The sequence below is a fragment of the Psychrobacillus faecigallinarum genome (assembly GCF_014836595.1).
Lineage (GTDB): Bacteria > Bacillota > Bacilli > Bacillales_A > Planococcaceae > Psychrobacillus > Psychrobacillus faecigallinarum.
In genome coordinates this window covers 1-22,659 of the sequence record NZ_JACSQO010000007.1, presented here as the reverse complement: position 1 = coordinate 22,659, position 22,659 = coordinate 1, and the positions used below count along the sequence as shown (strand labels likewise).

Below are 22,659 nucleotides of genomic sequence, written 5' to 3'. Positions count from 1 at the left end.
TAAGTAGCATTGTACTATATTAACATCAAATTTGTAAGCTCTTTATCCTATTTCAATTCATCGGAATATTAAAAAATCTTTAGGAATTCATAAATGAATACATTTGTTTATTAAAATTTATATTTACATTATTTAATTTATATTAATAGAAAGGATTGATTTATTTGGCTTTTCCATATCGGAATGATTACAGAAAAACGTTATTACCTTATTTGAATAGTTTACAAGAAGAAAGCTGGTTTAAAACCTCACCAACCTATCCAAATAATTTGGCATGGGTTCTTTCACATATTGCTACTAGTGAGGATTTCTGGATTAATGAAGTGGCACTCCAACAAAAGTTAGTTTTGACTTTAGACAAAAATTCCTCTCCGTTCGAAATACTTAAAGCTTATCAAGATATTCGCATACATACAGACGGAATATTAAATAACTTGACTGATCAACAGTTTAATCAACTGATTGAAGTCCCTAAATTTTCTGATGGTTGGATTCCTCCTTCTCCCCCAACTTTTAACTGGGTATTCCATCATATATATAGTCACGAAGCATACCACATAGGACAAATTGGCATCATCGCTCATTTCAATGGTTTTCCTAAACCTCTTTTTTAAATTAGCTTCATTGTCTAACTGAGAATATTGTTCAAAAATTATCTAATGGGGGTGAAACAATTCATCCCATTCCCTTTCGCTACATTAATTTGGCTCTTCTATCCTCAAATCATTAGATTCAACAAAAAAGGAAGGACTAAAATAAAAATTTTTGTCTTCCTTTTTTTGTTTCCCTAGCTGATGAGTACTGAAGTTAATACATATATGCATCCCCCCCAATTCCACATCTGATTATTTAAAAGCTACATAGTAGGATTTTTCTTCTCAATGCCACCTCATGCCTCAATATTTATTTTCCATAAAAATGTTATTTAAATACCTTTTCTAATCCTACTGTTCTCGTAACCTGTCGTATATATCCACTCTAACAAAAACCCGTTTTCCTTCCTTATAGCAGTGACTTCATTTTAAGAGATGAATATAGTAAATAAGTGCATATTTTAAAGCCGACTGAAATCCCCTTTCTTATCGTGAGAAATAATAAATAAAGTACAGGAACTAACGACAGACCTTACATTTGCTCAACTAAATCCTTGTAAAAGCAACTATTTTTCTATCATCTTAAACCAAGTTATACAATACGTTCTTTACTTTTTTTAATAAGCACAGGATTAAAAGCCAAAAGGAGTTTTTGATAATGCGAAAATGGTTCTTTTTAATAATGGTTTCTTGTATGTTGGGCCTTACTGCTTGCTCCATAGCAAAGGAGGAAGAAAAACCTGAAAAAGAGATAGAGAAAGTAGTAACAAAAGAAGAGACTGCAGCTGAGGAAAACAAATCAGATTCAAAAGTAGAGGCAACAGTAACTGAGGAGGTAGTCGTATCTACAGATAAGGAACTGGTGCAATACTATGTGGACGATGTGAGAGTAGCTTATATGGAGGTAACAGATTTAGCAGTACGCTGGGATGAGCTAAGATTTGGATCATCCAATGGTCAATTGGACAGCTATACATTTGCCACTACTATTTACGAGGAAATTCTTCCACAAAATATGTTTGTTTTAGAAAACATTGAAGCTATTATTCCTCCAAATGATGATATTGCAGCCACGCATGAAATATTAATAGATGCTATTAGCAAGCAACATATCGCATTCAGTGAAATTGCTGCTGGTCTTGATGCGAATGATCCAAACAAAATAACTAAAGCAAACGAAATTCTAAATGAGGTTAGGAAATTGGATCGTGAGTTTTCAAGAAAAATGGAGGCTCTTATTAAAGAATACGGAATCCAATAACAAATTCTATTAACCTTTTTTGATGACTGATCGCCCTTGTTTAGCGACCAGTCTTATACATACAATAATTTTCATTTTTATATTGTAATAAAAAAACAATGTTCTTCTTTCAAAATGCCTATTAAGTAATGGCCTCCCTAAGCTCTTCCAGCCTATGACCTATACACAAAAAGACGTAATCTAAAAGAGTCTCCCCTAAATAATCGACTAACACGTTAAAGTATTTACTTTTTCTCTCATCTCTTTTTTTACTGTTTGATTGTAACAAAATATCTCTTTGCTCTCATAAAAAACAGTATTAATGGGCATTCTGTTAATGTTTAAATGTAATTCTACATATGACAGGTGGAGAAGAATAATGGGAAATTCAAAAGAACCTTTTTATAAGAAGTGGTGGTTCTGGGTAATCGTCGTAATTTTTGTTATTGCACTTGCATCAATCGGCGGAGATGATGAGCCAGTCAACGATATAGCTACCGAGAAAACCACAGAAGACAATAAAAACGAAGCTTCAACGACTGTTGATCCAAAAACAGACGAGGATAAACAAGAAAAGAAAAATGATGGAAAGATTAAATCAGGGACATACAAGGTTGGTACTGATATATCCGCAGGAGAATATATAGTGTTTGCTAACGGCTACACATATATAGAAAGTTCAAAAGACAGCTCAGGTACATTGGAAGGTATTATTTTCAATGATAATTTAAGTAAGGATTCCCATTCCTATGTGACGCTTCACGATGGAGAATATTTTAAGTTTCAGGATGGTGATATGTATTCTATTGAGCAAGCTCCTTCTATAGTTCCTAATGATGGTATTTATAAAGACGGTATGTACAAAGTAGGAAAAGATATCCCGGCTGGAGAATATAAAATTATTTATAATGCTGAGACAGGATTAGGATACTACGAAGTCTCAAAGAGCAGTTCGCATCAGTTAGAGGATATCGTGACAAATGAAAACGTTGAAGCAGATACATATATTACAGTCTCTGATGGACAATATATAAAACTGCAAGGCGTAACAATCGAAACTAAATAGAAAAAAGCGTTGTGATAGAAATCTCAACGCTTTTTCAATATAAATTATTTAATATTTTACAATGAAGGACTCCCAACTCACTGCATCATTGACCTATTATTTCACTCTTAAAACCTGACCAACATAAATTGTATAATTGGAGTCTAGGCCATTCCAATCTTTAATCTGTTGAACTGTGCTTCCGTAAGTTTGACTTAAACCGTAAACTGTATCTCCACTTACTACTGTATGATACACAGCGGTACTCTTTTTAGGAAGCCCAAAGGACTTAACAATACCATTTACATGGCCTCTTGCTAGAGATTCAATGAAAGAGGATGTCTTAAGTTTAGCTGCGTCATTGGCATTATCGATGAAGCCATTTTCTGTAAGCAACGAAGGCATATTTGATTCACGCAAAACATGAAAATTAGCCGTTTTCTTTCCTCGATCTGAAAAATTAACAAGCTTTAAGATCTCTGAATGAATATTTGTTTGATATGTTGTAGTAGGAGTTCCGCTACCTGGATAGACATAATCCTCATAGCCTGTCCCCCCTCCTGCATTAATATGAATAGAAAGGAAGAAATCTGCTCCCCAGGCATTCGCTTGATTCGTACGATCCTGCAAAGTTGGAAATGTATCTCCTGTACGACTCATTAATACAGTTACATTGTTGTATTCAGCTAAAAGAATATTTTTCACACGTGTTGCAATTTGCAAAGTTAAATTTTTCTCCTGTAATCCATTACCTACAGCTCCTGGATCAGTTCCCCCATGACCTGGATCAATAAAAATTTTTACCATAATCAATCACCTCTTCTAATTTTTTGTTTTTATTTTTTTAAAGAAAACTTGTACAACCGTTGTCTACACCAATGGAATCACCCCCTTTCAATAGAAAGAGCCACCCATAAGGGCAGCTCAATTTGGTTTTTTATATGTCATTGCTCTTTTACTATCAGAGAGATCTTGTGTAGTAGGATCTTGAATCAATCCTAATGTCGCTAACAGGCCAAAAACTACATTTACCATGGCTAATATCCATTTCTCTATGTTCTCTGAAAAGGTATACTCAGTAATTCCTAGACTATTGAAAGCAATAAGCATTAGCTCTGCTAGGATAAATAATTGGGACAGGAAACTCATCACCCAAATCTTGTTTTGTAAACGCACATTCCAGTTGATATTCATACACTCGTCACCTCCTGAATAAGTGCTACTTCGTCTAATCGACGGTGAGCTTGCTTAGTACTTTCCTCCACTCTTATAAGTCTTTCTGACAAAATTTCTCTATGCTTTTCCGATGCTTTCATTTCTTGTTGAATTATCTCCACCCCTCTACTGATGTTATCGAGCTTGGTTTCAATTACCGCTGTTCTAGCTGCCTCTGCCTTCATATCCTTGTCCCTATTGCGACTATAAGTAAGCAACCCAACAAGAAACCCTAAAACTGTGCAACTCATGCCGATGAATAATTCCATTCCCTCACTCCTTTTTAGGGAACAAAAAAAGAACGGCCCTATTGGGAACGTTCTCTTCTGTCCACTCATATTTTTATTCTTCTTAGTTTATATTAAAACATATCCAAAACGAAAATGTGTGCCAGCAATGTGCCTTCTTTTTATGAGCTCACTTTCTATTCCAAACAACAAAGTGACAATGGTTGTGTTTTAATTACAAAGCACTAATTAGGTAATTAATTTTTAAAACCATTCTATAGGTTATATTAAAACACATCTAAAACAAAAAAGTGTGCCTTAAAAGTGCCACTCGATTATTTCACTATCTTTCAGATCTATGTCCTTAATCAAGATCTCTTGTTCTTTCCATACAACTAAATTCAGTACTATAGCAAGCTTTTGAAAGGCCGCAGATTTAATACGATAATACTGCCGATGAGAAAGGTGAAGGTCGGTGTAAACTTCATAATCGTATACCTCCTCCTCACCAAAATATTTCATCGTAATTATAGATCTTTCCTTGTAGGATAGTTTGTTAACAGCATGTATAATTTTCTCCATTACTAGCTTTCTTTTTCGCTCATAATCTATATTTTTCACTGCTGAATTTTCAGTAGACGAGCCACTAAAGCTTCCAGATGGCGGTACCAAGGAATACTGAGCTGTAATAGTTGGCATTTTATCTAAAGAAGATTGAAGTAGATATCTTCTAAATTCTGCAAAAGCACGTTCCACTGCTTTTTTGGTTTTACGAGAATCTATTTGCTGTATATTCATTTAAAGTCCTCCTTAATATGGAATGCACAAGTTTGTATATTTGGACATTAACGGCAAGATTACAAGAGGCATCCTTTTCCATTTGGCCTTAAACTACAACGGGTGCAAAGCAAAAAAAAGACACAAGACTTGTCTTCAAGTCTGTGTCCTGGTTATTCCAGTAACGGTTATATTCTTTTAGTCGATTGAATCTCTATATGTGTAGGCTTTCCATTTTGCCAAGTAATAATTTGTTTTCCGTAGCCATATTGTGGTTTTTCCACTAGCTCCATTTCTCCATCTTTAATCAAACATACAGCTTGCTCGATTTTTAGTTTTTCATTTTTCATACATATCAGCTCCCTCTCTTACTTTCTCTAGTCGAGCTAAGCGCTTGTCCACTTCAATCAAACAAAAGCTAAAGCTTAGAGTAACAGTAGTCAGAAGTACGTATAAAACAGACAATTAGAACTCACCCCTTTCAAACGCTTCATGCTACCAGTTCCTAAACATATTAGATAAAAGACTTTCAGAGTATGGGTTAAAGCGTATTTCACTTGACTGTTCCTTCACTTTTAAATATTCCTCATAGCCTCTGGTTTTCGTAACTACAAACCAAATTTCAAATGGATCCTTTAGAGTACCATTATTGAAATACCATACATCCAACAAATACGTTTCCTGCTTCATCTAATTTTCTCCTCCCTCTCCAAGTAACCATTTCGGTGACTTTACAATAAAAATTTTTATTCATCCATTATCTTAGAAGTTCAAACCTGATTGTGAAAACAATATATCACCATATTGGTTACTTGTAAATGGTTAAATAGCATTATACCTTAATTTCACTTCCGTTATGGTGACTTTTATTATATAATTAGATAAATACTATTGCAGGAGGAAAAAAGTGACATGGAGCTGACTAATTACGTAGGAAAACAGATAAAAAAATGGAGGATTATGAGAAATATGAACCAAGAAGAATTGGCTGAAAAGTTACATACTACTAAACAAACTATTTCTCGTTATGAAAAAGGAGAAAGGAAGGCCAATCAAGAAATATTATATGAGCTTGCTAAAATCTTAAATGTTTCTATCAATGAATTTTTCCCTCCTTTAGAATCTAAAAAGGGTAAGAATATCGAAACAATTGCCGCCCATATAGATGAGGATGTTACCGAGGAAGAGATGGAGGACATCAAAAAGTATATTGAGTTTATCAAATCACAAAGAAAATAATTTCCATGAAGGATTAAGGGGGTGTAATTACATGAGTTTCGAGAAACTACTGATGGAATATCCGCAAATATGTATTATGGAAAAGGACTTGCCAAAGGGGCTTTCCGGTCTATACTATGACAATAATATAGAAATCAATAAATCCAAGTCCTCTTACGAAAAACACTGTATTTTGGCTGAAGAGCTAGGACATTACGAGACGTCCACCGGGAATATAACCGATTTAGGTAATATAAACAATCAAAAGCTAGAACTGATTGCAAGAAGGTGGGGCTATGAAAAAATTGTCTCACTCGATCATTTAATCGAGTGTTATCTACATGGGTATACGACTGTCGAGGAAATTTGCTTGCACCTTGAAATTACAGCTAACTACTTAAAAGAAGCCCTTAACGTCTACAAGCAACGATATGGAATTTCCATACAATATAAGGAGTATGAGCTGTTTTTTGATCCATTAAATATTTCAAAAAAATAAATCTAATAGACTTAACTAAATTTTAACGTCTTGTGGAGGCTTCTATATGCGATTGATAGACATAATTGGGATATGTGTGTGCGTCATTGTATTAATAAATTTATTTATTTTTTTATTTCTTAGAAAAATAATCATGCTTGCGGATATACCGATTAACTATAAAATGCATGAATTGAACTCCTTTTTCTTTCTAGTCCTACTAACTTCTTTTGTACTGATTTTACTCCTAGTATTCTCGGGGAAATTTCTCAAATTCACTATAACCATTTACGTATTATTAACGGCAGTACGAGCTTTTTTTTACTACATCGACAATAAAAACATTAATAATAACATGGTCAATGTTTTAAATGAAAATTTAATCTGGATGTTTTTATTCCCATTAATAATCGGTCTTGTTTTGTATACTAACAAAAAAACTGCCTAACTTATCCCTTAATGTTATTGGTGATGTATACCTATTAAATAGTGAGCGAAGGATTGTAGATCTCCAGTAAAACGGTCAACCCCATCCACATGATAAAAAGTGCTAGTTTGGTCAAAATCAAAACTTGAATTCGTAGAAGAATATAAAAAAATTCTTTTCTCTAACCCCAGAGCTATTCCCATCTCAATATGGCTACCCTTACCGGCTGGAAGAAGAACAACAAGAAAATCAGAATCAACTACTGCTTGTTTTTCTATTCTGCCAATCTCAGAGAGCAAGTTATACGAATCTACTCTTTCATTCTTAGTCCAATCATATGTGTGGTTCCAACCTTCAAGTTTTAAAATTCTAGCAAGTTCTCTTACTTCATGGATATTCTGAAAATTTGAGGCAATGTAAAAATTCATATTAACTCCCCCCTTTAAAATAAAGTCCAAATTCTATAAAGATATTTATTGTTTACGTTAATTTTATCTTTTTGCACAACAACCATTATATTTAGATAGTTTGCCCATTTTGGTATGAGCTTCTCGAGAGAATTAATCACTTTTTCATCTGGAGTTGTATACCCAACATTCACTTTACTAACTAAGTAGCCTAAAAAATCGCCATACAATGAATTAGACCATTCATACACTTCATTCTTAGTATCAAAAATCCTATTATCTTCTGAATATTGGCCATTTATCCAATGTATCTTCATACACAAGCTCCTTTCTGCTTCGAGCAGCAATTAAGTTTAGGAAATAATATTCTCGGTTTACTTACTTTGACTATCCTGAATAATCCATTCAGCGGCGCCTGCTAAATCAGAAAATATCGCATCAGCTAGAGGGTCACTTTTTCCAAGGAAAACACATTTTGTACCAGCTTTTTTACCCGCAATAATATCCGTATCTGTGTCTCCAACCATATAAGAAGAGGGTAAATTTATTTCATACTTCTTGGCAAGATCTTCAATTAATTTACTATTAGGCTTTCTACAGGAACAGCCTGACTTTGGCTTATGGGGACAATAGACAACATCATTCACAATCGCTCCTTTCTTCCTTAAAGCTTCCTTCATATGCTCATGTATATGAATTAACTGCTGTTCCTTCATATATCCAAGACCTACTCCACCTTGATTGGTAACCACAAACACATAATTAAAGATAGTATTTAATTTTTTTATAGCCTCTGGTACGCCTGGCAGGAAATATAAGTCCTTCGGTTTATTCACAAATTTAACTCTATTAGTTAGTACTTCGTTTATAACACCATCGCGATCTAAAAATACAGCTTTTTTCATCTCTTACACACCTTTATTATTTTCTCCTAGTGTTCCCCGGAAGAAAATAATTATCAGTCTATAAAGAAAAAACCTAAAATGTTTTCGTTTTAGGCTAAGGTGTGTACGTATGTTATTTATTATCTCTTAAAGAAAATATTTAAAACGATAATTAATATAATAATTCCTACAACCGCAATATCTATCCATTTTCTCAACTAAATACTAGCCTCTAGTAGGTCTAAACAATGATCAAAGGTTGCGTGTATTCTATGCCCTCCAAACAAATTGCCATCACGGAATTCACAATATATTTCATTTCCACTTATTTCCACATCATATAATGAAATAGACGTAGCAAACTTTTCTTTTGTTATATCATATTCCCCAGCATCCACTTCATCCCAATTTAGAGTCGGATCATTTTCATCGTATTCTGGCCAAAAATCATTTTTATAATGAATCATATTTGTTGCTACAGATACTCTTGCCTTCTCATCTATAGATGTAAAAAACTTTTCGGCGATTATCAACAGCCTCTTGGCATCGTCTAAATTACTACTATTTAAGCTCCAATGAATTTTACTTTCATGATTTTCATAGTTATTGGTTATTTCATTGAAAGTAAACAGCCCCAATTCGTTGCTGTAAATAGATGAGTTCACCTAATCATCCCCTTTGAATAGATCTTCGGAAAGAAATTTACATAATAGAACTTTCGATAGTTCACATTCACCTATGAATTGATTTTATTCATTAATTAAATTTTGCCGACGATTACATAGAAAAGCAATATATATACCACAGCTAATGAAATGGAAAGTATCGAAGCATATTTTACGAACCCCTTTTCTTTCTTAGAAAGCCAAGATTGTATGGAGTAAAAATCATATATGCTACTTTAAATTATGCAGATCAAATGATTCTTCTAAATCTCCCCATTTAACATTTACTGTAATGACAGCATCTTCGGTTAATTTTGAGCCACCTTTTGAGGCCCCTGAAGAAGAAAATGTAACGGACGATGGAGGTTCTGTGAACTCTTGAATTCTTTTCCCGCTACTATTATCAGTTTGATAAGAGTATTCAAGCTTTTGTAGTGACGACAAATCTTCTAATGAACCTTTGTATTTTAAAACGAACTCATAGCTGGCATCGTTCGAATACGTTTTTGTTCCATTTGTTTCTCCCCATTTTTCGATTCCTTTATACAAATATTCAGCTTCCCAATGATCACTTTCTCCAATAAATTTATAATCGTTTTTCGTGGTCTCAGAACAAGCAGTCAAAAATAATATTGTAAAAAACATAGCGAGTATTTTTTTCAATTTCAATTCCCCCTAAAATTTTAAATTTGAGCTCCACTTTATAACTATTTGGATTTAATACAATTACCTCTGTTTAATTTTTAGCAATACATCACGATTAAATATGATGTTTACTTGTTATTCAAACAGCATTAGACAAATGTCTACACCATTTGGATTTTGTAGGTTAACTCGTAGAGAATGTTGCATTATTATTAATCATTTATAGGTTCATATTTCATACCTTCATCTATTGATTTTCCATCATCATAGACAACTAGAACTATTTTTTTACTATTACCATTATAAAAATATTCATAACTATAAGCAGGATCATCTTCAAAAGTGACTATAAATCCATACCCACCATTCTTATAGTCTTTAATTATCTTTTTTGATGATATCTTATTATCATCTACACCTTGTTTATTCAGATATTCAGCATATTTTACTTCAGCATCCTCTTGACTGCCAGGATAGGTAGCAACTATAGCTAAAATTGCTAATCCAACCAAAACAACTAAACTTATTATTATTTTTATTTTCAATTAATACACCCCTATGGATAACTTGAACGCAATATAAAATTTAATTTAGAAATTTTCAATCATCAGTTATAGTTGTTAGTGGATAAATTAATCCATACATATAGATAGATTGGATTTACTTGCACTCATTTATAATTTATTCAGCAGATAGATACTTCAGAGTTATCGGATCGTTGTTATTCATAGTTGCTTCATATAATACGATTTCTCCTGAGGGTGGTATTGGTTCATTCGAGTTACTATTAAAGTTCTCTGATAAACCTATCATCCAAGTTGCTTCGTTATTTTGGACCAAAACAACGGCTAATGTACCAAATTGAACAACACTGTCCCATTTAAACTTTTCCGTTTTTCCGTTGAGTATAACAGTAATTCCATCCGGTGAACTGATAACCATTGCATTATCCCCTTGCCATTGTCCAGCGATAGATGGGCCAACGTAAGAATAGGAACCCTCGTCACGATCCCCATAGGTACCGATATATTGGTGTATCGTACTATCAGCAGCTTTATAAGTAACAGCGGCAATGTCTTTTTCTACCCACTTTACTTTAAACTCGCTTTTAGTTTTATAGGGCAAAATTTCTTTTTCCCGAGCAAATATCCAATAATATGATCTATAGTATTTTGCCTGTTTGGCTTTCCTATCTTCCTTAATGACTAACACATTTTTAAAATCTGGTGAAATACTTAGAATATGTTTAGTTTGATAGCTATGGATAGTAATAAAAACCCCTTGTATAAATAGAAGTACGACTGTAATGCTCACTATTATCATTTTCCACTTTTTATTGACAGTGAGCAGAAGAAACAAGGAGAGGAAAATGGCTAATACTATTAATATGTTTATCACGTAAAAAAATCTATTATCCACGTACTCTATTACATATATTGATTTTAAAAAGAAATATCCCATTTGAACACTAAACAATCCAATGGCCATTAGAAAGAATAACCAGCCTCCTATTTTTTTATATTTTCGGTTCATTTGGTGTTACCTCCATTAAAAATTCCCATGTCTTTCCGTTATCATTAGAAATGAATTTCCCTTTAACTTTCCCACCTTGGTAATCACCATTAGGTCCTTGATTAATGTAGACGGCTAAGTAGTCATCTTCTTTAAAAGGTACCTCCGCCAGAACAAATATTTTGTTATATTTCTCTGGAATATTGATATTGGCTTCACGCCAAGAGGCCCCTCCATCTTGCGTGACATGAAGATCCGGTTCTTCAGGGTTAAGTATCCCAAATGACAAGAAGCCTATTTCTTCACTAACAAATCCCCCATCTGAAATTAATCTGGTGATATTCGAATGAGTCGCTTCTTTCCATTGCATCCCGCCATCCTTCGTAATATAAACATTTGTCCATTCCTGTGACATTGTACGATCACCTGAAATTATGACGTAACCAAAGGAATCATTTAAAAACTCAACTTTTCGAAAACGAATTAGAGGATAGCGATCTACGACAACTATATTCCCCCATGTCTTACCTTCATTTTTTGTATAAAGCAATTCGATACTGGTTTCGTTTGAATCATTTTCATTAGAATATAAAAAATAGGCATGCCCCTGTGAAAGTATATAGCTATCATCTATCAGTTCTGTCTTACTTCCGGAATATTCCCCTTCAAATAACTTTTCTTTTTCAATAGGAACTTCAATCCATTCATTGCCACTATTAAAAGTAATTTGTACTTGATCATTTTCTAAAGAATATCCAGTTAAATCGTCTACATAGAATGGCTGTAGTGGCTTTGTTTGTTCTAATGTTGTTATATTATTCTGCTTGGAATCCGTTGGAATCGCATCTAAATTTTCGTAAAATAAAGTACCTACGAATATACCAACTATCATAATGCAAGCAGTACCAATTATTATTTTTTTCATTAAAAATACTCCTGTCGTTTCCTTGTTATTCCTATTTTAAATTAGTTGAAGTTTCAACTGTTATTAGTCCTATTCCATTTTTTAATTCTCTTCTATTATAGCGGTTTCTACAAGGTTTTTGGAAATATTTGTAGAATATAGATAGTAGAGTAAAATGACTGTTAATGTTAACAGTACTTTAGAGGAGGATTATAGAATGAAACGTTTCTTTTGGTCTTTATTTGCCGGGATAAGTGGTCTCCTTATAGGTATATCACTTAATCAAATAATAAACGTAAATTCCTTTGACTATATTTTATTACTAATGATAGGTGTGGCTATCATGTCATTCGGTATATGGGGTTATCGTAAGTATGTCGGCAAAGGCTTACTATTCAAATCAAAATGAGATAGAACAACAAATGATAAGGAGCATTAAGATGAGGAAGGCTTACTTATTCTTATTCACTCTATTTGTGTTAATAACTGCTTGCCAAGGGCAAGATCCTAAAGTTATTACCTTAAAGGACGTAATTAGCTCCCTTGAAAATCAGCACCTTACTCTAGAAGAGCCAAAGGAGAGGATTGGTAATATTTTTGGTAATATTTTTGGCAATAAGCTAAACGGCATAAAACCAAATATATATTTGCTAGATAACAAACCATTCTTAATCTATATCTACCCTTCTGAGGAGGATCGGAAAAAAGGGCTTAAAGAATTTAAAAAAGAGACGGAAAACATGAATGTTGTGTCCTATAATCTATACGAATTCCATAATGGCTTAATCTTTTATGTATACGAAACAGATTTAAATGAAAGCATCGAGGAAGGCTTGCAAAAAGCCCTAAGTGATTTAGAAAAGGTCCAATAGGTTTTGTGAAGCTGATTATTAATCGGTACATTTTAAGCTTCCTCTTCCTTGCAATCTATTAGACAGTAGCTGTATATATTGAAGGGACCTCTATTTTATACAAAGAAGTCCCTTTCTATTTTTAGTTAAGTGGCCTAGATATAATGAATTCATATTTTTCTACGTTCTCATCTGCTTCCATTGATACTCCAAAAACCGTTGTGGCATCGTTACATATTTTAACATTAGGAAGTTCGTCTTGCGTCAAAGAATCAAAAATGTCAGGGTTCATTTTTATTAAGTTAATTTGTTTACCTTGTGAAGTAAGATATTCAATTCCTTCATGAATCCTATTCAATAATATTTCCATCTTTATCCCTCCTTCGTTACCTCTTTTTGTAGTTTATCCAGAAATACTAAAAATATTTGAGAAGGTTGTTATCTTCCTCTATTAGGACCAGTAAATTATTTTCCTCCTTGTGATATTACACATGTATTTCCAACCATGAAAATAAAATATTATATTGACAATTTTTATTAATAGAATTAATATTTATGAGAGTTAATTGAAAATGATTATCATTACTAATTAATATCAACTTTTCTTAAAATACAAATGATAAAAAAGGAGTTTTACATGATGAAAAAGCTATTTATAACATCCTTATTTTTCTTAGTGCTTTTACTTGCAGCATGTGGGAACAATGACACGAACAAGGAAGAAACTGAAGGAGAGACAAAGTCGGATACTTTTACATATGATTCTGAAACTGGACCTATTGAGGTTCCTACAGATCCCCAAAGAGTAATAACTCTTACAAATGGCCCAAACGCACTGGCTTTAGATGCTAATATCGTTGGAATTGACGACTGGACGAAGATGAACCCTCTTTTTCAAGAACGACTTGATGGAGTAGAAGTTGTAACAGAGGAAAACCTAGAGAAAATAATTGAATTAGATCCAGACCTGATTATAGCAGGCTCGCATATGAATAATATTGATAAATTAAATGAAATCGCACCGACTGTTGTTTTTACATGGGGAAAACTGGACTATTTAGATCAGCAGCTGGAAATTGGAAAGCTTCTGAACAAAGAAAAAGAAGCTAAAGAATGGATTGAGGATTTTAAATCACGAGCGGCTTCCACTGGAGAGACTATTAAAGCGAAAATTGGTGAAGATGCTACTGTTTCTGTTATTGAAAGTGGTAATAAGGAGTTTTATGTTTTCGGAAATAATTATGCACGTGGCACTGAAATTTTATATCAAGCCATGGGTCTAAAAATGCCGGAAAAAGTGGAGGAATTGGCTCTTGAATCTGGTATATATACATTTTCCACAGAATTACTTCCTGAATTCGCTGGAGACTATGTAATTTTTAGCAAAAATCCTGATGTAGATAACTCTTTTTTAGAAACAGATTTATGGAAGAACATCCCTGCCGTCAAAAACGGTCAAGTATATGAAATAAACACAAAAGCTTCTACTTACAGTGATCCAATTACTCTAGATACTTTGCTTGATTTTTTTGAAAGCTCCTTTTTACAGAAATAATACTAGAGAAAGCTCACATCTTTAATGTAAGTACGATTGCATATTTTTAGATATGAAGAATACTAATTTAAACAATCAGTTGATGGTATTTTACCTGAAGCTGATTGTTTTTTACAATTGATTCAATTTCTAAAGAATTAGTAACTTTACAATGAACAAAGTATAATTGAATTCCACTTTCCGCGGTGGGATAAGCCATCACCGTCGCTCACGCGTCATTTTTGATGGCTTATCTATCTACCTTCCCCCGATGGAGTCGTCGCCTGCCGCTATAATATGTTGTCTATCTTATTAGAGTTTAATACTCTGTATTTTGCACCACATAAAATTGCTTGTTAACTCCAATTAGTGTATCTACATTCTTCTTTTCTTTGATGTATCTACTGAAATAAATTCTATCGATACAATAATATTTACCTATTAGAAAGTCAATTCTACTAATTAGTAAGCACTACTAAATTCACTGAAAATTCACTCAAAATGACCGATGAATAAATTGGAACCGTTGTCTATAATTTACTTATATTTGAAAGGATGGTGAAAATAATGAAAAAGAGAATAACTAAGTTACTACTCGCTTTTGGCTTTGTGTTTGCTTTATCATCTACAACAATTGCTTCAGCAGCAACTGTACAAGCACCTCCAATTTGTAAGCCTGATTATAGTAATGCTCCATGTGTACCTAAGGACTTGTGATTATTGTAAAAGTGATTACACTCTAATATTAAGTGGGTAAGACGAAAAAACATTAAACTTTTTATCTCTGTTTTATGCCTAACAGCATTTTTAATCGGCCAAAGTCCGGCATCAGCTTTTAATTGTGGCACTGGTGCATCTGCGCCATGTTTAGACAGGCCTTAATCATTTAATACAATAGCGCTTGTTTCAATCTCTGGCGCTATTGTATTGTTCAGAGATGTTATTAAAAGAAGTCAACTTCTTTGATTTTGAAAGAAATTTTGTATTTTTACAGTAGTCATGCCTGTACAATAAATTGTTACTTACATAAGCTAAATAACAACTGAGAAATTTATTTTACTCTCATCTCAGTTTACATGAGGACCTTAGATAAAGGTCCTTTTTTATTTTCTTAATTTTTAATGCATGTATTTCACTACTAATTGAATAAAATTATAGAGAATGGTTCATGCTTCTAAAAAAGAAGAAGGAGAACAATATTGATAAAATTTGAATTACATTTAAATGACTTTTATGTAGACACCCTTAATGACTTGGTTAGACAATTCAATGAGCTTATTCCTGATAATGCACCTTACTCATATTCATCTCAGGATGTTATTGAATTACTTCTCATTCGTGAACATGTGAATAGCGAACTAAAGCTGATTAGACATTGAAGAAGGTCTTTTTTTATGTTTTTTAAACTTACAACTATGTACAGTGTTAACATATTTATTAGTTGAATTTCAACAAAAAAAGAGCCTAAGCTCCTTAAATGAAAAAATTACAAAAGTACATTTTAATTTGCATTCTAAATTGTACTATTTAATAGGAACGAACAGGTGAAATAAGATGAAGATAAGATAAATTGTCAATAGGTTCAATTAGGATTGGTCTCATAGAACCGCCAAAACTTATTCTTATCTCTTCTTCCTTGATTGCTTTTAATGCGTCCATTAAAAAACTCCCATCAATTGAAATATTTAAGTTAGTTTCACCTGTAATAGCCTTAATGTTCAAAGTTTCTTCTATTTTCCCTATTTCCGACGAGTTTGAGGAAATTTGTATTTTTAAATCATTCATGATTTCTAGATGTACATTATTATTTTTCCATTCACTCGCAAAGAGACAAGCTCTATCTATACTTTTTAATAGTTGATTTGTACTGAGAGTAATTGTTGTTTTCGAGTTTTCTGGAAGTAATCCTGAAACATTTGGGTAAATTCCATCAATTAATCTAGAAAAAAATGAAAGTGTATTTGATTTACAAATCATATACCGGTCTGTAAAAAAAATATTTAATACACTATGTTCATTATTAATTATTTTAATTAGTTCATTTAAACTTGTACTCGGTACAATGAAAGTTCCATCTACATTGGAGTTTATTGCAACCTCTCTTAAAGCTAAACGTTGAGAATTTGTTGCCACACACTTAAGCCTGCTATCTTTGACTGACATGTTAACTCCTGTTAAGACAGGTCTAGCCTCGCTTTTTGATACTGCAAAAACAGTTTGTTTAATAGCCTCTATTAGATCTTCACTAGAAATTGTAACATGTTTATTTTCATCTATTTGAGGAAGAGTGGGGTATTCTTCTGCATCAAATCCGTATAAGTTTGTTACTATTTCATTGGATTGTATGGTAACTAAATGTTTTTCGTTTACTTTTATATGTATTTTCTCGGGCAATTTCTTAACAATTTCGCTTAAAAACTTTGCTGAAATTACAACACTGCCAGGATTATAAACTTCCAATACTTTCCTTCCATCAATCATTAAAGGAATAACCTTTTCAATAATAAAATCTGAATTGCTACCGACAAGGGTTAAACCATTATTATTTGCAATTATCTTAATACCTGTCAGTATAGGAAAGGTTGTTTTTAAAGATACTGCTCTATTAACATCTGATATTGCCTTATTAATACATTCATTATCTATTATAAATTCCATAGTTGATCCACCTCTTTTTAATGTAAGTGAAACTAATTCGACAAATTAAACTATAACTCCTGCTTTTTGTAATATGATTTAGAAAAAAATATAGACCATCCGTTAGTCAGACTCCTATCACTACGGTGCATCAGAGCCTGTCCCTTCCTAACTGGAATCATTCATAGGAGTTTAATAATACTCGGAACATTACATATCACTTTTTAAAACCTTGGTGTGTTTAGACCACCACAATTTAGTTTTATAGAAAAACATTTTATCACCACTTCTAAAGCATAATAAAAAGCAGCACTTTGTATTGAATGTGACTTCATGAACTATTTTTGTTCAAAGAGACAGGAAAAGATTTGTTCCTTTAATGGTTTTTTATTAATCTGATTTTATGCCACTATTATTGGAACTTCATCACCCTATTTCCTAGAGCAATTAGCTTCACTTATTAATTCCTTATCCTCTTTCTCATAATAAAAAGCACCTCCGAAGAGATGCTCAAAAAACTTTTAAAAATCTTATTATGGATAGTAACAATGACCATTATTAGTACATATTGGCCTAGGACCATCACCTTCGCCAACGTGTTGAGCGCTTGCCCCTGCTCCAAAAGATAAACTTACAATAAGCAAAGCAACAATCGATAATAACTTCTTTTTAATTTTCATAATTTTACCTCCTTTTTAGTTCATTTTTATCTCTCAATTGTTATATTCTACTTTTTTATCCAAAACCCTTTATTTTTTATATTATTTTTAATTTTTAAAAATAAAAAACTACGTCGGTTTGGATGTGATTTTTTATTTCTTCTATTGCAACCAAAGAAGCTTTATCGTTCTTAAAGTTTCTATTTCTAAGCTCTCTTTGCCCATTCATTAAACAAGATATATATAAGCAGTTATGAAGGCTGGCGCATATGAAATTTATGCAGGAACGACTGGAGCGTGGATCTAAGCAAATTACAACGGATGTATGTGCATATCTTAAAAGACTGCTGCACGTTCAATTGATAAATTTGATGAGTACATGAAAGAATTTGAATAATTTCGTGAAAGAAATGTGGTAGCATTTTAAATTCATACCAATAACCTCATTTACAATATACAAAAAAGCGTTGGAGCCTTACAGCCCCAACGCTTTACTATTAATACATCTTCAAATATTGCTCACGTTCCCATGGGTATACAGTCGTACGGATGACATACTGCCTTAATGTATAGAACTATATAGTATTAAAATGTAGATAAAACAAGGTTTTCAAGAAATCATTTAACATGTGATTCTACAGCCTAAAAATAAAAATGGGGTATTTATGGGGTGGATTATGGGGTAAGATTAATTATTGAAAAACGTTGAGACCACTACATTTTGGTGGTCTTTTTTTTTATTTTAAATTTATTTGGATTTCTATCTATAAAATCTTCGATTTCTTCAGCTAAATTATATACTAAGTGAAAATAATGTTTTTCTGTCAATGGACCTTCTTTCCTCCACTTCTGCATCTCTTCATAGTGAAAAGTATAAAAATATCCTTCAACTTCTCTTCTTTCTATGCCTTGTTCTTTAGCCATATCAGATATAGATAAACCTTGGTTCCACTTTTGCTCGTATTCTTCTCTGCTCATTCTCAAAAATTTCGATATTTCATCATAATCGTATTTAACATGATAAATTACCGTGCCTTCTTCTTTAGCTGAGTCACTTGCATAGGCAGTTGTGGTAATGGTTAATATTAAAATAAAGACTGTAAATATCCTTTTTAAAAGAATCTTTAACATATGATCATCCTCCTAGTTACATTATGAGAGGATTTTATATTACTTATAATAATCTAATTACTACCATACCAACCAATTTTATATAAGCCTGGCCTTGGTACGAGTATCATTATATAAGGATTGATTTAATTTACACAATAAAAAATGAGCTGGAAAATGTATCTCCAAGCTCATTTTTATTTGATTGTCTTTTTACTTAAGCACCGGTTAGTTGAATAGCTATATTAATATGAACTAATCTACCCACACACACTAAAGTAATTTAACTATTTTATTTTGGATATACTTTTTTAAAACGTTCGCATACAACTAACATATCTGGTGTAAATTCGTTCAGAAAAGGACGATTTTTGGAACAATAATCTCAGGTTAATGTAGCAGCTAGTTCTTTCTTATTCATGTTCATGTCATTTTCTTTTATCTTCTGGATCGTATAAATCCTTTAATCGTATCTCTTCCGTACTGTTTTTATATTGAATGAGTATTTTGTCTTCATCTGTAAGTTTCATTTCTTCACCATTGTCTAGTATTAATGTGTTTGCATCTAAAAATGTAAACGTGACAGGACTTCCATCTTTGAAAATACTGGCTGGTTCTGAAAGATCATTCCATTTTTCATAAATAATGATCTCATAGATATACTTCTGTCCCCTAAAACTCATTGGTAAAATATATCGATTGTCATTTTTCGTTTGAAAGGACAGCGTAACCATTGTACCTTGTTGTTTGATGGATGTTTGCACATTTTTTTCATTTGCAATCCACATTTGGTCGAAGAAGAAGAAACAACCAATGAAAATGGATAGTAGTGATCCTACAATAATGAAAATCTTTTTTCTGTTTTTTGATCGTACCTTTTTAAAATAGTCGATACCTTTCTCCTCCTTTTTTTTCTCATCGGTATGTTGTACCAACAAATCTTCCTGCATTTCCTTTACATACTGTCGGCAATCCTCACATTGTTCCATATGTTTTTCGATTTCATTATTTGTTTCTTCGCTTGTTAAATTTTCTATGTAGCTCGGGACTAAATCTCTAAATACACTATGATTCATAATCTTCCCCACCTTTTCCAATTTGTTGTTTTGCTCGGTAAAATGTTACTCTTGCCCAGTTTTCTGTTCCGCCTAAAATGGAGCCAATCTCTTTAAAAGATAAATCCCCTAATAATCTGAGATAAAGTATTTCACGTTTAATGTCACTCAGTAGTTGAGCTTTTTTATAAAAACTAATTTTATCTTCATTTTTAAAATATTCATCTTCTAAATTATAAGAAATAGGCGTTTCATCACTTAATGAGTTTACCAACTTGTGCTTGTTTTTTTCGCGATTCATTTCTTGTAACCAAACGTTTTTGGCAATTGAACATAGCCATGTTGAAAATTTTGCTTTTCCATTATGATGAAAGTTGTCAATGGACTTAATGGCTTGATAGAACGTCTCTTGCGTTAATTCTTCAGCAGATTGACCATCATTTGTAAGGGTTAATAAATACCTAAAAATAAAGTCCCCATATTCTTGATATATATTTTCTTTATCCACGATTTACCTCCTTTCTAATGAGAATTTTGCTATACTGAACCAATATTTTTGAAAGTCAACCATCTATATATCCAGAAATTTGTTGATTCGTTACAACAATTTTTATTTTTTATTTTTGTGACTAAATCATTTTATCTTATCATTTCAACCAAAGAAAATTGATCGGAATATTATAAAGTATTTTTATTGCACGAAACTTAAATAGCTATCATTTTTTTGTAAGCGTCAAATAGCGTCTACCTATTACTCAAGGGGGGCTATTGTTATACTGCCTATAAAATATAGTTTGCTCGCGATAGTTGGAATCACTACTTATGAAAAAAACTTACCACTCCAACCAATTTTCTAAATACACAGGCTTGCTCTCAAAAGATTCCCAGTCAGAAGGTTTCTCATTTAACCAATCAAAGAAAGTCACAGGATTGCTTAGATAAGGTTTTTCTTCCACAGATGAAGAAGTATCCAAGTTTCTCTTAGAACGCCCTACAACCTTATTATAAGTTCCTACGAATACACTTCTTATAGTCTTAGAAATAGTAATAGTTCCATCTGCAATATCATTAGCTATATTCCTCACCTGGATTCAATACACGAACTTTTTCTAATTTATTAGAAGTATGTGGAGAGTCCTTCCACAGATTAATAGGTTTCAGGATTATCAGCTTACCGATTTGACCTTTTTTAAGTTCGGTCTTGCCCCACATAATTTTATCAGTATTAGTAACCCCTTCTACCGCTTTCAATGATGGAAAAATAGGTCTATGTCCAGCCTTCAATTGGGCTATGCTTAATCCTTTGTTGTATTGCAAATGAGGATAATCTTTAAAGCTCTTCCAATCCCCACCCCATTCAAACCCCATTGATTTAGCAATAGCTACCACACGTTTCCATTTATCATTAACTGTCCACAATGATTTATTACCATCATCACTGACTAAAAAGTAATCAATAGCTAGACCATAATTGTGGATGGACGTTCCTGGTTGAGCATTAGATACAATACTTCCTTTTAAACCATACTTTTTACCATTCCAAATATAATTTGGTCTCTCTTGACCATATATATAAGCTTGGTCCTCATTTGAACGAAATCCAGATGATATTTGAACATAAATATCTTCTTTGTAGCATCGTTTAATTAACTCTATTGTGTATTCCTTCAGAGAAGGATGAACAGCACCAATTCGATTAACGGATCGTCTGATTAATTCCTCAAGTGCTACAACCATTTATTTCACCTCATCACGTGGTTTTTTGTAAAACATGGCTTGCTTACTGTCTGAAACTCCTTCTGTTGTTGGGTCTGAAACTACTCCTAGTAACACTAGGATTGCTAAGACTGTATTAAACAAATCTGTTGCTTGCTCATTGTAAATCGTTGTATCGAATCCAAAAAAAGATGCTACCTGTTGGGCAAGTAACATCACTAATGCGAATAAAGATATTAAAAATGGTTTGTGTTTGAAACGTACTTTCCAGTTAATTTTCATGTGTTATTCCTCCTAGAATATATTTGCTATTGCAATACCAACAATTCCTCCAACGACTGCTGTTATTACCGCAGTAATAAGTGCACCAGTGATTTTACGTCTAATCCAATTTGTATCTTCCTAGATTTCAGATAATGTAGATTTGATAGTATTAATCTCTTGGTTCTGCAGCTGATCCGATAATTCTAGTTTGTGGATGTCTTGCTTCATTCGGTCTTGCTCACTTTTTAAGACGGTTTGTCCATTTTATAATTCTGCAATGTCTTGCTGAACTTTTTCCTACCACACATCCATGTTCTCCACCTCCTTGTCCATGTACTGCCCCCTTGAAAACATATTTTCTATTAAAAAAGAACGCTCCATATTGGAACGTTCCTACTAATATATTCTCTATTTCAATATTGCCTTGTTTACTAAACCTATTAATATTCTAATCGTAAATTTAAATCGATTAACTGTGCACTAAGAAATGCAGCACTTTAAAACAAAACATCTACTCCTTTGACTTTCTTAAAAGTCATCGAAATCAGAGCTAATTTTATGAACATTTTGTTCAGATAACTTAAAGAAGGTACGTT

General features: G+C 32.7%; 34 protein-coding genes. 10 read left to right on the top strand and 24 right to left on the bottom strand.

Going from position 1 to position 22,659, the window contains the following annotated elements; translation table 11 throughout:
- Window positions 1–164 precede the first annotated feature (164 nt).
- The 3 genes from H9650_RS13380 to H9650_RS13370 all read left to right on the top strand — a co-directional run bounded on the left by H9650_RS13380 (window position 165) and on the right by H9650_RS13370 (window position 2,899).
- Complete coding sequence (locus H9650_RS13380) at window positions 165–614, top strand: DinB family protein (protein WP_191697422.1); 450 nt, start codon at window positions 165–167, stop codon at window positions 612–614.
- Window positions 615–1,251: 637 nt separating this feature from the next.
- Window positions 1,252–1,854 carry a hypothetical protein gene (locus tag H9650_RS13375; protein WP_191697421.1) on the top strand — a complete coding sequence of 201 codons (603 nt, stop codon included), beginning with the start codon at window positions 1,252–1,254 and terminating at the stop codon, window positions 1,852–1,854.
- A gap of 358 nt (window positions 1,855–2,212) precedes the next feature.
- On the top strand, window positions 2,213–2,899 hold the full coding sequence (locus tag H9650_RS13370) for a hypothetical protein (RefSeq protein WP_191697420.1): 687 nt from the start codon (window positions 2,213–2,215) through the stop codon (window positions 2,897–2,899).
- Window positions 2,900–2,995: 96 nt separating this feature from the next.
- Here the strand turns inward: H9650_RS13370 and H9650_RS13365 are convergent, their stop codons facing one another.
- The 7 genes from H9650_RS13365 to H9650_RS13340 all read right to left on the bottom strand — a co-directional run bounded on the left by H9650_RS13365 (window position 2,996) and on the right by H9650_RS13340 (window position 5,787).
- On the bottom strand, window positions 2,996–3,685 hold the full coding sequence (locus H9650_RS13365) for an N-acetylmuramoyl-L-alanine amidase family protein (protein ID WP_191697419.1): 690 nt from the start codon (window positions 3,683–3,685) through the stop codon (window positions 2,996–2,998).
- A 117-nt stretch (window positions 3,686–3,802) separates the two neighbouring features.
- On the bottom strand, window positions 3,803–4,072 hold the full coding sequence (locus H9650_RS13360) for a phage holin (protein WP_191697418.1): 270 nt from the start codon (window positions 4,070–4,072) through the stop codon (window positions 3,803–3,805).
- Window positions 4,069–4,362, bottom strand: coding sequence for a hypothetical protein (locus H9650_RS13355; RefSeq protein ID WP_144537052.1), 294 nt, complete (start codon window positions 4,360–4,362; stop codon window positions 4,069–4,071). Before H9650_RS13355 ends, H9650_RS13360 begins: the two co-directional genes overlap by 4 nt.
- 276 nt (window positions 4,363–4,638) lie before the next feature.
- A complete protein-coding gene (locus tag H9650_RS13350) occupies window positions 4,639–5,118 on the bottom strand; it encodes an ArpU family phage packaging/lysis transcriptional regulator (protein ID WP_191697417.1) in 480 nt (159 codons plus the stop codon).
- 167 nt (window positions 5,119–5,285) lie between these two features.
- Entirely contained in the window at window positions 5,286–5,447 is a 162-nt protein-coding gene (locus tag H9650_RS13345) for a DUF3954 domain-containing protein (RefSeq protein ID WP_144537056.1), read from the bottom strand.
- Window positions 5,437–5,562 (bottom strand): hypothetical protein, encoded by a 126-nt coding sequence (locus H9650_RS20685; RefSeq protein ID WP_263619337.1) that lies wholly within the window; start codon window positions 5,560–5,562, stop codon window positions 5,437–5,439. The genes H9650_RS13345 and H9650_RS20685 overlap by 11 nt, the downstream gene beginning before the upstream one ends.
- A gap of 30 nt (window positions 5,563–5,592) precedes the next feature.
- On the bottom strand, window positions 5,593–5,787 hold the full coding sequence (locus H9650_RS13340) for a hypothetical protein (RefSeq protein ID WP_191697416.1): 195 nt from the start codon (window positions 5,785–5,787) through the stop codon (window positions 5,593–5,595).
- 222 nt (window positions 5,788–6,009) lie between these two features.
- Here H9650_RS13340 and H9650_RS13335 point away from each other — a divergent pair, with 222 nt between their 5' ends.
- On the top strand, window positions 6,010–6,336 hold the full coding sequence (locus H9650_RS13335; RefSeq protein WP_144537060.1) for a helix-turn-helix domain-containing protein: 327 nt from the start codon (window positions 6,010–6,012) through the stop codon (window positions 6,334–6,336).
- A gap of 31 nt (window positions 6,337–6,367) precedes the next feature.
- Window positions 6,368–6,814, top strand: a complete 447-nt coding sequence (locus tag H9650_RS13330) for an ImmA/IrrE family metallo-endopeptidase (RefSeq protein ID WP_191697415.1) — start codon at window positions 6,368–6,370, stop codon at window positions 6,812–6,814.
- Between the two features lie 441 nt (window positions 6,815–7,255).
- Here the strand turns inward: H9650_RS13330 and H9650_RS13325 are convergent, their stop codons facing one another.
- The 8 genes from H9650_RS13325 to H9650_RS13290 form a co-directional block, all read right to left on the bottom strand.
- Window positions 7,256–7,648, bottom strand: coding sequence for a group-specific protein (locus H9650_RS13325; protein ID WP_191697414.1), 393 nt, complete (start codon window positions 7,646–7,648; stop codon window positions 7,256–7,258).
- A gap of 14 nt (window positions 7,649–7,662) precedes the next feature.
- On the bottom strand, window positions 7,663–7,944 hold the full coding sequence (locus H9650_RS13320) for a hypothetical protein (RefSeq protein ID WP_191697413.1): 282 nt from the start codon (window positions 7,942–7,944) through the stop codon (window positions 7,663–7,665).
- A 57-nt stretch (window positions 7,945–8,001) separates the two neighbouring features.
- A complete protein-coding gene (locus H9650_RS13315) occupies window positions 8,002–8,532 on the bottom strand; it encodes a D-glycero-alpha-D-manno-heptose-1,7-bisphosphate 7-phosphatase (protein WP_191697412.1) in 531 nt (176 codons plus the stop codon).
- Between the two features lie 197 nt (window positions 8,533–8,729).
- Entirely contained in the window at window positions 8,730–9,176 is a 447-nt protein-coding gene (locus tag H9650_RS13310; RefSeq protein ID WP_191697411.1) for a DUF2262 domain-containing protein, read from the bottom strand.
- Window positions 9,177–9,407: 231 nt separating this feature from the next.
- The gene (locus H9650_RS13305; protein WP_225216079.1) at window positions 9,408–9,839 is read right to left on the bottom strand and encodes a hypothetical protein; all 432 of its coding nucleotides are present in this window, start codon (window positions 9,837–9,839) and stop codon (window positions 9,408–9,410) included.
- 194 nt (window positions 9,840–10,033) lie between these two features.
- Window positions 10,034–10,366 carry a DUF3139 domain-containing protein gene (locus H9650_RS13300; RefSeq protein ID WP_225216078.1) on the bottom strand — a complete coding sequence of 111 codons (333 nt, stop codon included), beginning with the start codon at window positions 10,364–10,366 and terminating at the stop codon, window positions 10,034–10,036.
- 136 nt (window positions 10,367–10,502) lie between these two features.
- Complete coding sequence (locus H9650_RS13295; RefSeq protein ID WP_191697410.1) at window positions 10,503–11,354, bottom strand: hypothetical protein; 852 nt, start codon at window positions 11,352–11,354, stop codon at window positions 10,503–10,505.
- Window positions 11,338–12,258, bottom strand: a complete 921-nt coding sequence (locus tag H9650_RS13290; RefSeq protein WP_191697409.1) for a WD40/YVTN/BNR-like repeat-containing protein — start codon at window positions 12,256–12,258, stop codon at window positions 11,338–11,340. Before H9650_RS13290 ends, H9650_RS13295 begins: the two co-directional genes overlap by 17 nt.
- Before the next feature lie 196 nt (window positions 12,259–12,454).
- Here H9650_RS13290 and H9650_RS13285 point away from each other — a divergent pair, with 196 nt between their 5' ends.
- Both H9650_RS13285 and H9650_RS13280 read left to right on the top strand, forming a co-directional pair.
- On the top strand, window positions 12,455–12,646 hold the full coding sequence (locus H9650_RS13285; RefSeq protein WP_191697408.1) for a hypothetical protein: 192 nt from the start codon (window positions 12,455–12,457) through the stop codon (window positions 12,644–12,646).
- Window positions 12,647–12,677: 31 nt separating this feature from the next.
- Window positions 12,678–13,109: a hypothetical protein gene (locus H9650_RS13280; protein ID WP_191697407.1), complete on the top strand. Its 432-nt coding sequence runs from the start codon at window positions 12,678–12,680 to the stop codon at window positions 13,107–13,109.
- Window positions 13,110–13,230: 121 nt separating this feature from the next.
- On the opposite strand, the gene H9650_RS13275 is transcribed toward H9650_RS13280, so the two are convergent.
- Window positions 13,231–13,458, bottom strand: a complete 228-nt coding sequence (locus H9650_RS13275; protein WP_191697406.1) for a lactate dehydrogenase — start codon at window positions 13,456–13,458, stop codon at window positions 13,231–13,233.
- Between the two features lie 270 nt (window positions 13,459–13,728).
- Between H9650_RS13275 and H9650_RS13270 the strand changes: the two genes are divergently transcribed.
- The 3 genes from H9650_RS13270 to H9650_RS13260 all read left to right on the top strand — a co-directional run bounded on the left by H9650_RS13270 (window position 13,729) and on the right by H9650_RS13260 (window position 16,001).
- A complete protein-coding gene (locus tag H9650_RS13270) occupies window positions 13,729–14,643 on the top strand; it encodes an iron-hydroxamate ABC transporter substrate-binding protein (RefSeq protein ID WP_191697405.1) in 915 nt (304 codons plus the stop codon).
- 546 nt (window positions 14,644–15,189) lie between these two features.
- Window positions 15,190–15,339, top strand: coding sequence for a hypothetical protein (locus tag H9650_RS13265; RefSeq protein WP_154310977.1), 150 nt, complete (start codon window positions 15,190–15,192; stop codon window positions 15,337–15,339).
- 482 nt (window positions 15,340–15,821) lie between these two features.
- Window positions 15,822–16,001, top strand: a complete 180-nt coding sequence (locus H9650_RS13260) for a hypothetical protein (RefSeq protein WP_191697404.1) — start codon at window positions 15,822–15,824, stop codon at window positions 15,999–16,001.
- A gap of 148 nt (window positions 16,002–16,149) precedes the next feature.
- Here H9650_RS13260 and dnaN read toward each other — a convergent pair whose 3' ends face one another.
- From dnaN to H9650_RS13220, 8 genes are all read right to left on the bottom strand, one after another.
- Window positions 16,150–17,280 (bottom strand): DNA polymerase III subunit beta, encoded by a 1,131-nt coding sequence (dnaN, locus tag H9650_RS13255; protein ID WP_191697403.1) that lies wholly within the window; start codon window positions 17,278–17,280, stop codon window positions 16,150–16,152.
- A 512-nt stretch (window positions 17,281–17,792) separates the two neighbouring features.
- Window positions 17,793–17,939, bottom strand: coding sequence for a hypothetical protein (locus H9650_RS13250; protein WP_154310979.1), 147 nt, complete (start codon window positions 17,937–17,939; stop codon window positions 17,793–17,795).
- 693 nt (window positions 17,940–18,632) lie between these two features.
- Window positions 18,633–19,049: a hypothetical protein gene (locus tag H9650_RS13245; protein WP_191697402.1), complete on the bottom strand. Its 417-nt coding sequence runs from the start codon at window positions 19,047–19,049 to the stop codon at window positions 18,633–18,635.
- Window positions 19,050–19,456: 407 nt separating this feature from the next.
- Window positions 19,457–20,104: a zf-HC2 domain-containing protein gene (locus H9650_RS13240; RefSeq protein ID WP_191697401.1), complete on the bottom strand. Its 648-nt coding sequence runs from the start codon at window positions 20,102–20,104 to the stop codon at window positions 19,457–19,459.
- Complete coding sequence (locus tag H9650_RS13235) at window positions 20,094–20,591, bottom strand: RNA polymerase sigma factor (RefSeq protein WP_154310982.1); 498 nt, start codon at window positions 20,589–20,591, stop codon at window positions 20,094–20,096. The genes H9650_RS13240 and H9650_RS13235 overlap by 11 nt, the downstream gene beginning before the upstream one ends.
- A 325-nt stretch (window positions 20,592–20,916) precedes the next feature.
- The gene (locus tag H9650_RS13230; protein WP_191697400.1) at window positions 20,917–21,168 is read right to left on the bottom strand and encodes a hypothetical protein; all 252 of its coding nucleotides are present in this window, start codon (window positions 21,166–21,168) and stop codon (window positions 20,917–20,919) included.
- Window positions 21,152–21,820, bottom strand: coding sequence for a M15 family metallopeptidase (locus tag H9650_RS13225; RefSeq protein ID WP_191697399.1), 669 nt, complete (start codon window positions 21,818–21,820; stop codon window positions 21,152–21,154). Before H9650_RS13225 ends, H9650_RS13230 begins: the two co-directional genes overlap by 17 nt.
- Complete coding sequence (locus H9650_RS13220; RefSeq protein WP_154310985.1) at window positions 21,821–22,081, bottom strand: phage holin; 261 nt, start codon at window positions 22,079–22,081, stop codon at window positions 21,821–21,823.
- Window positions 22,082–22,659: the final 578 nt, after the last annotated feature.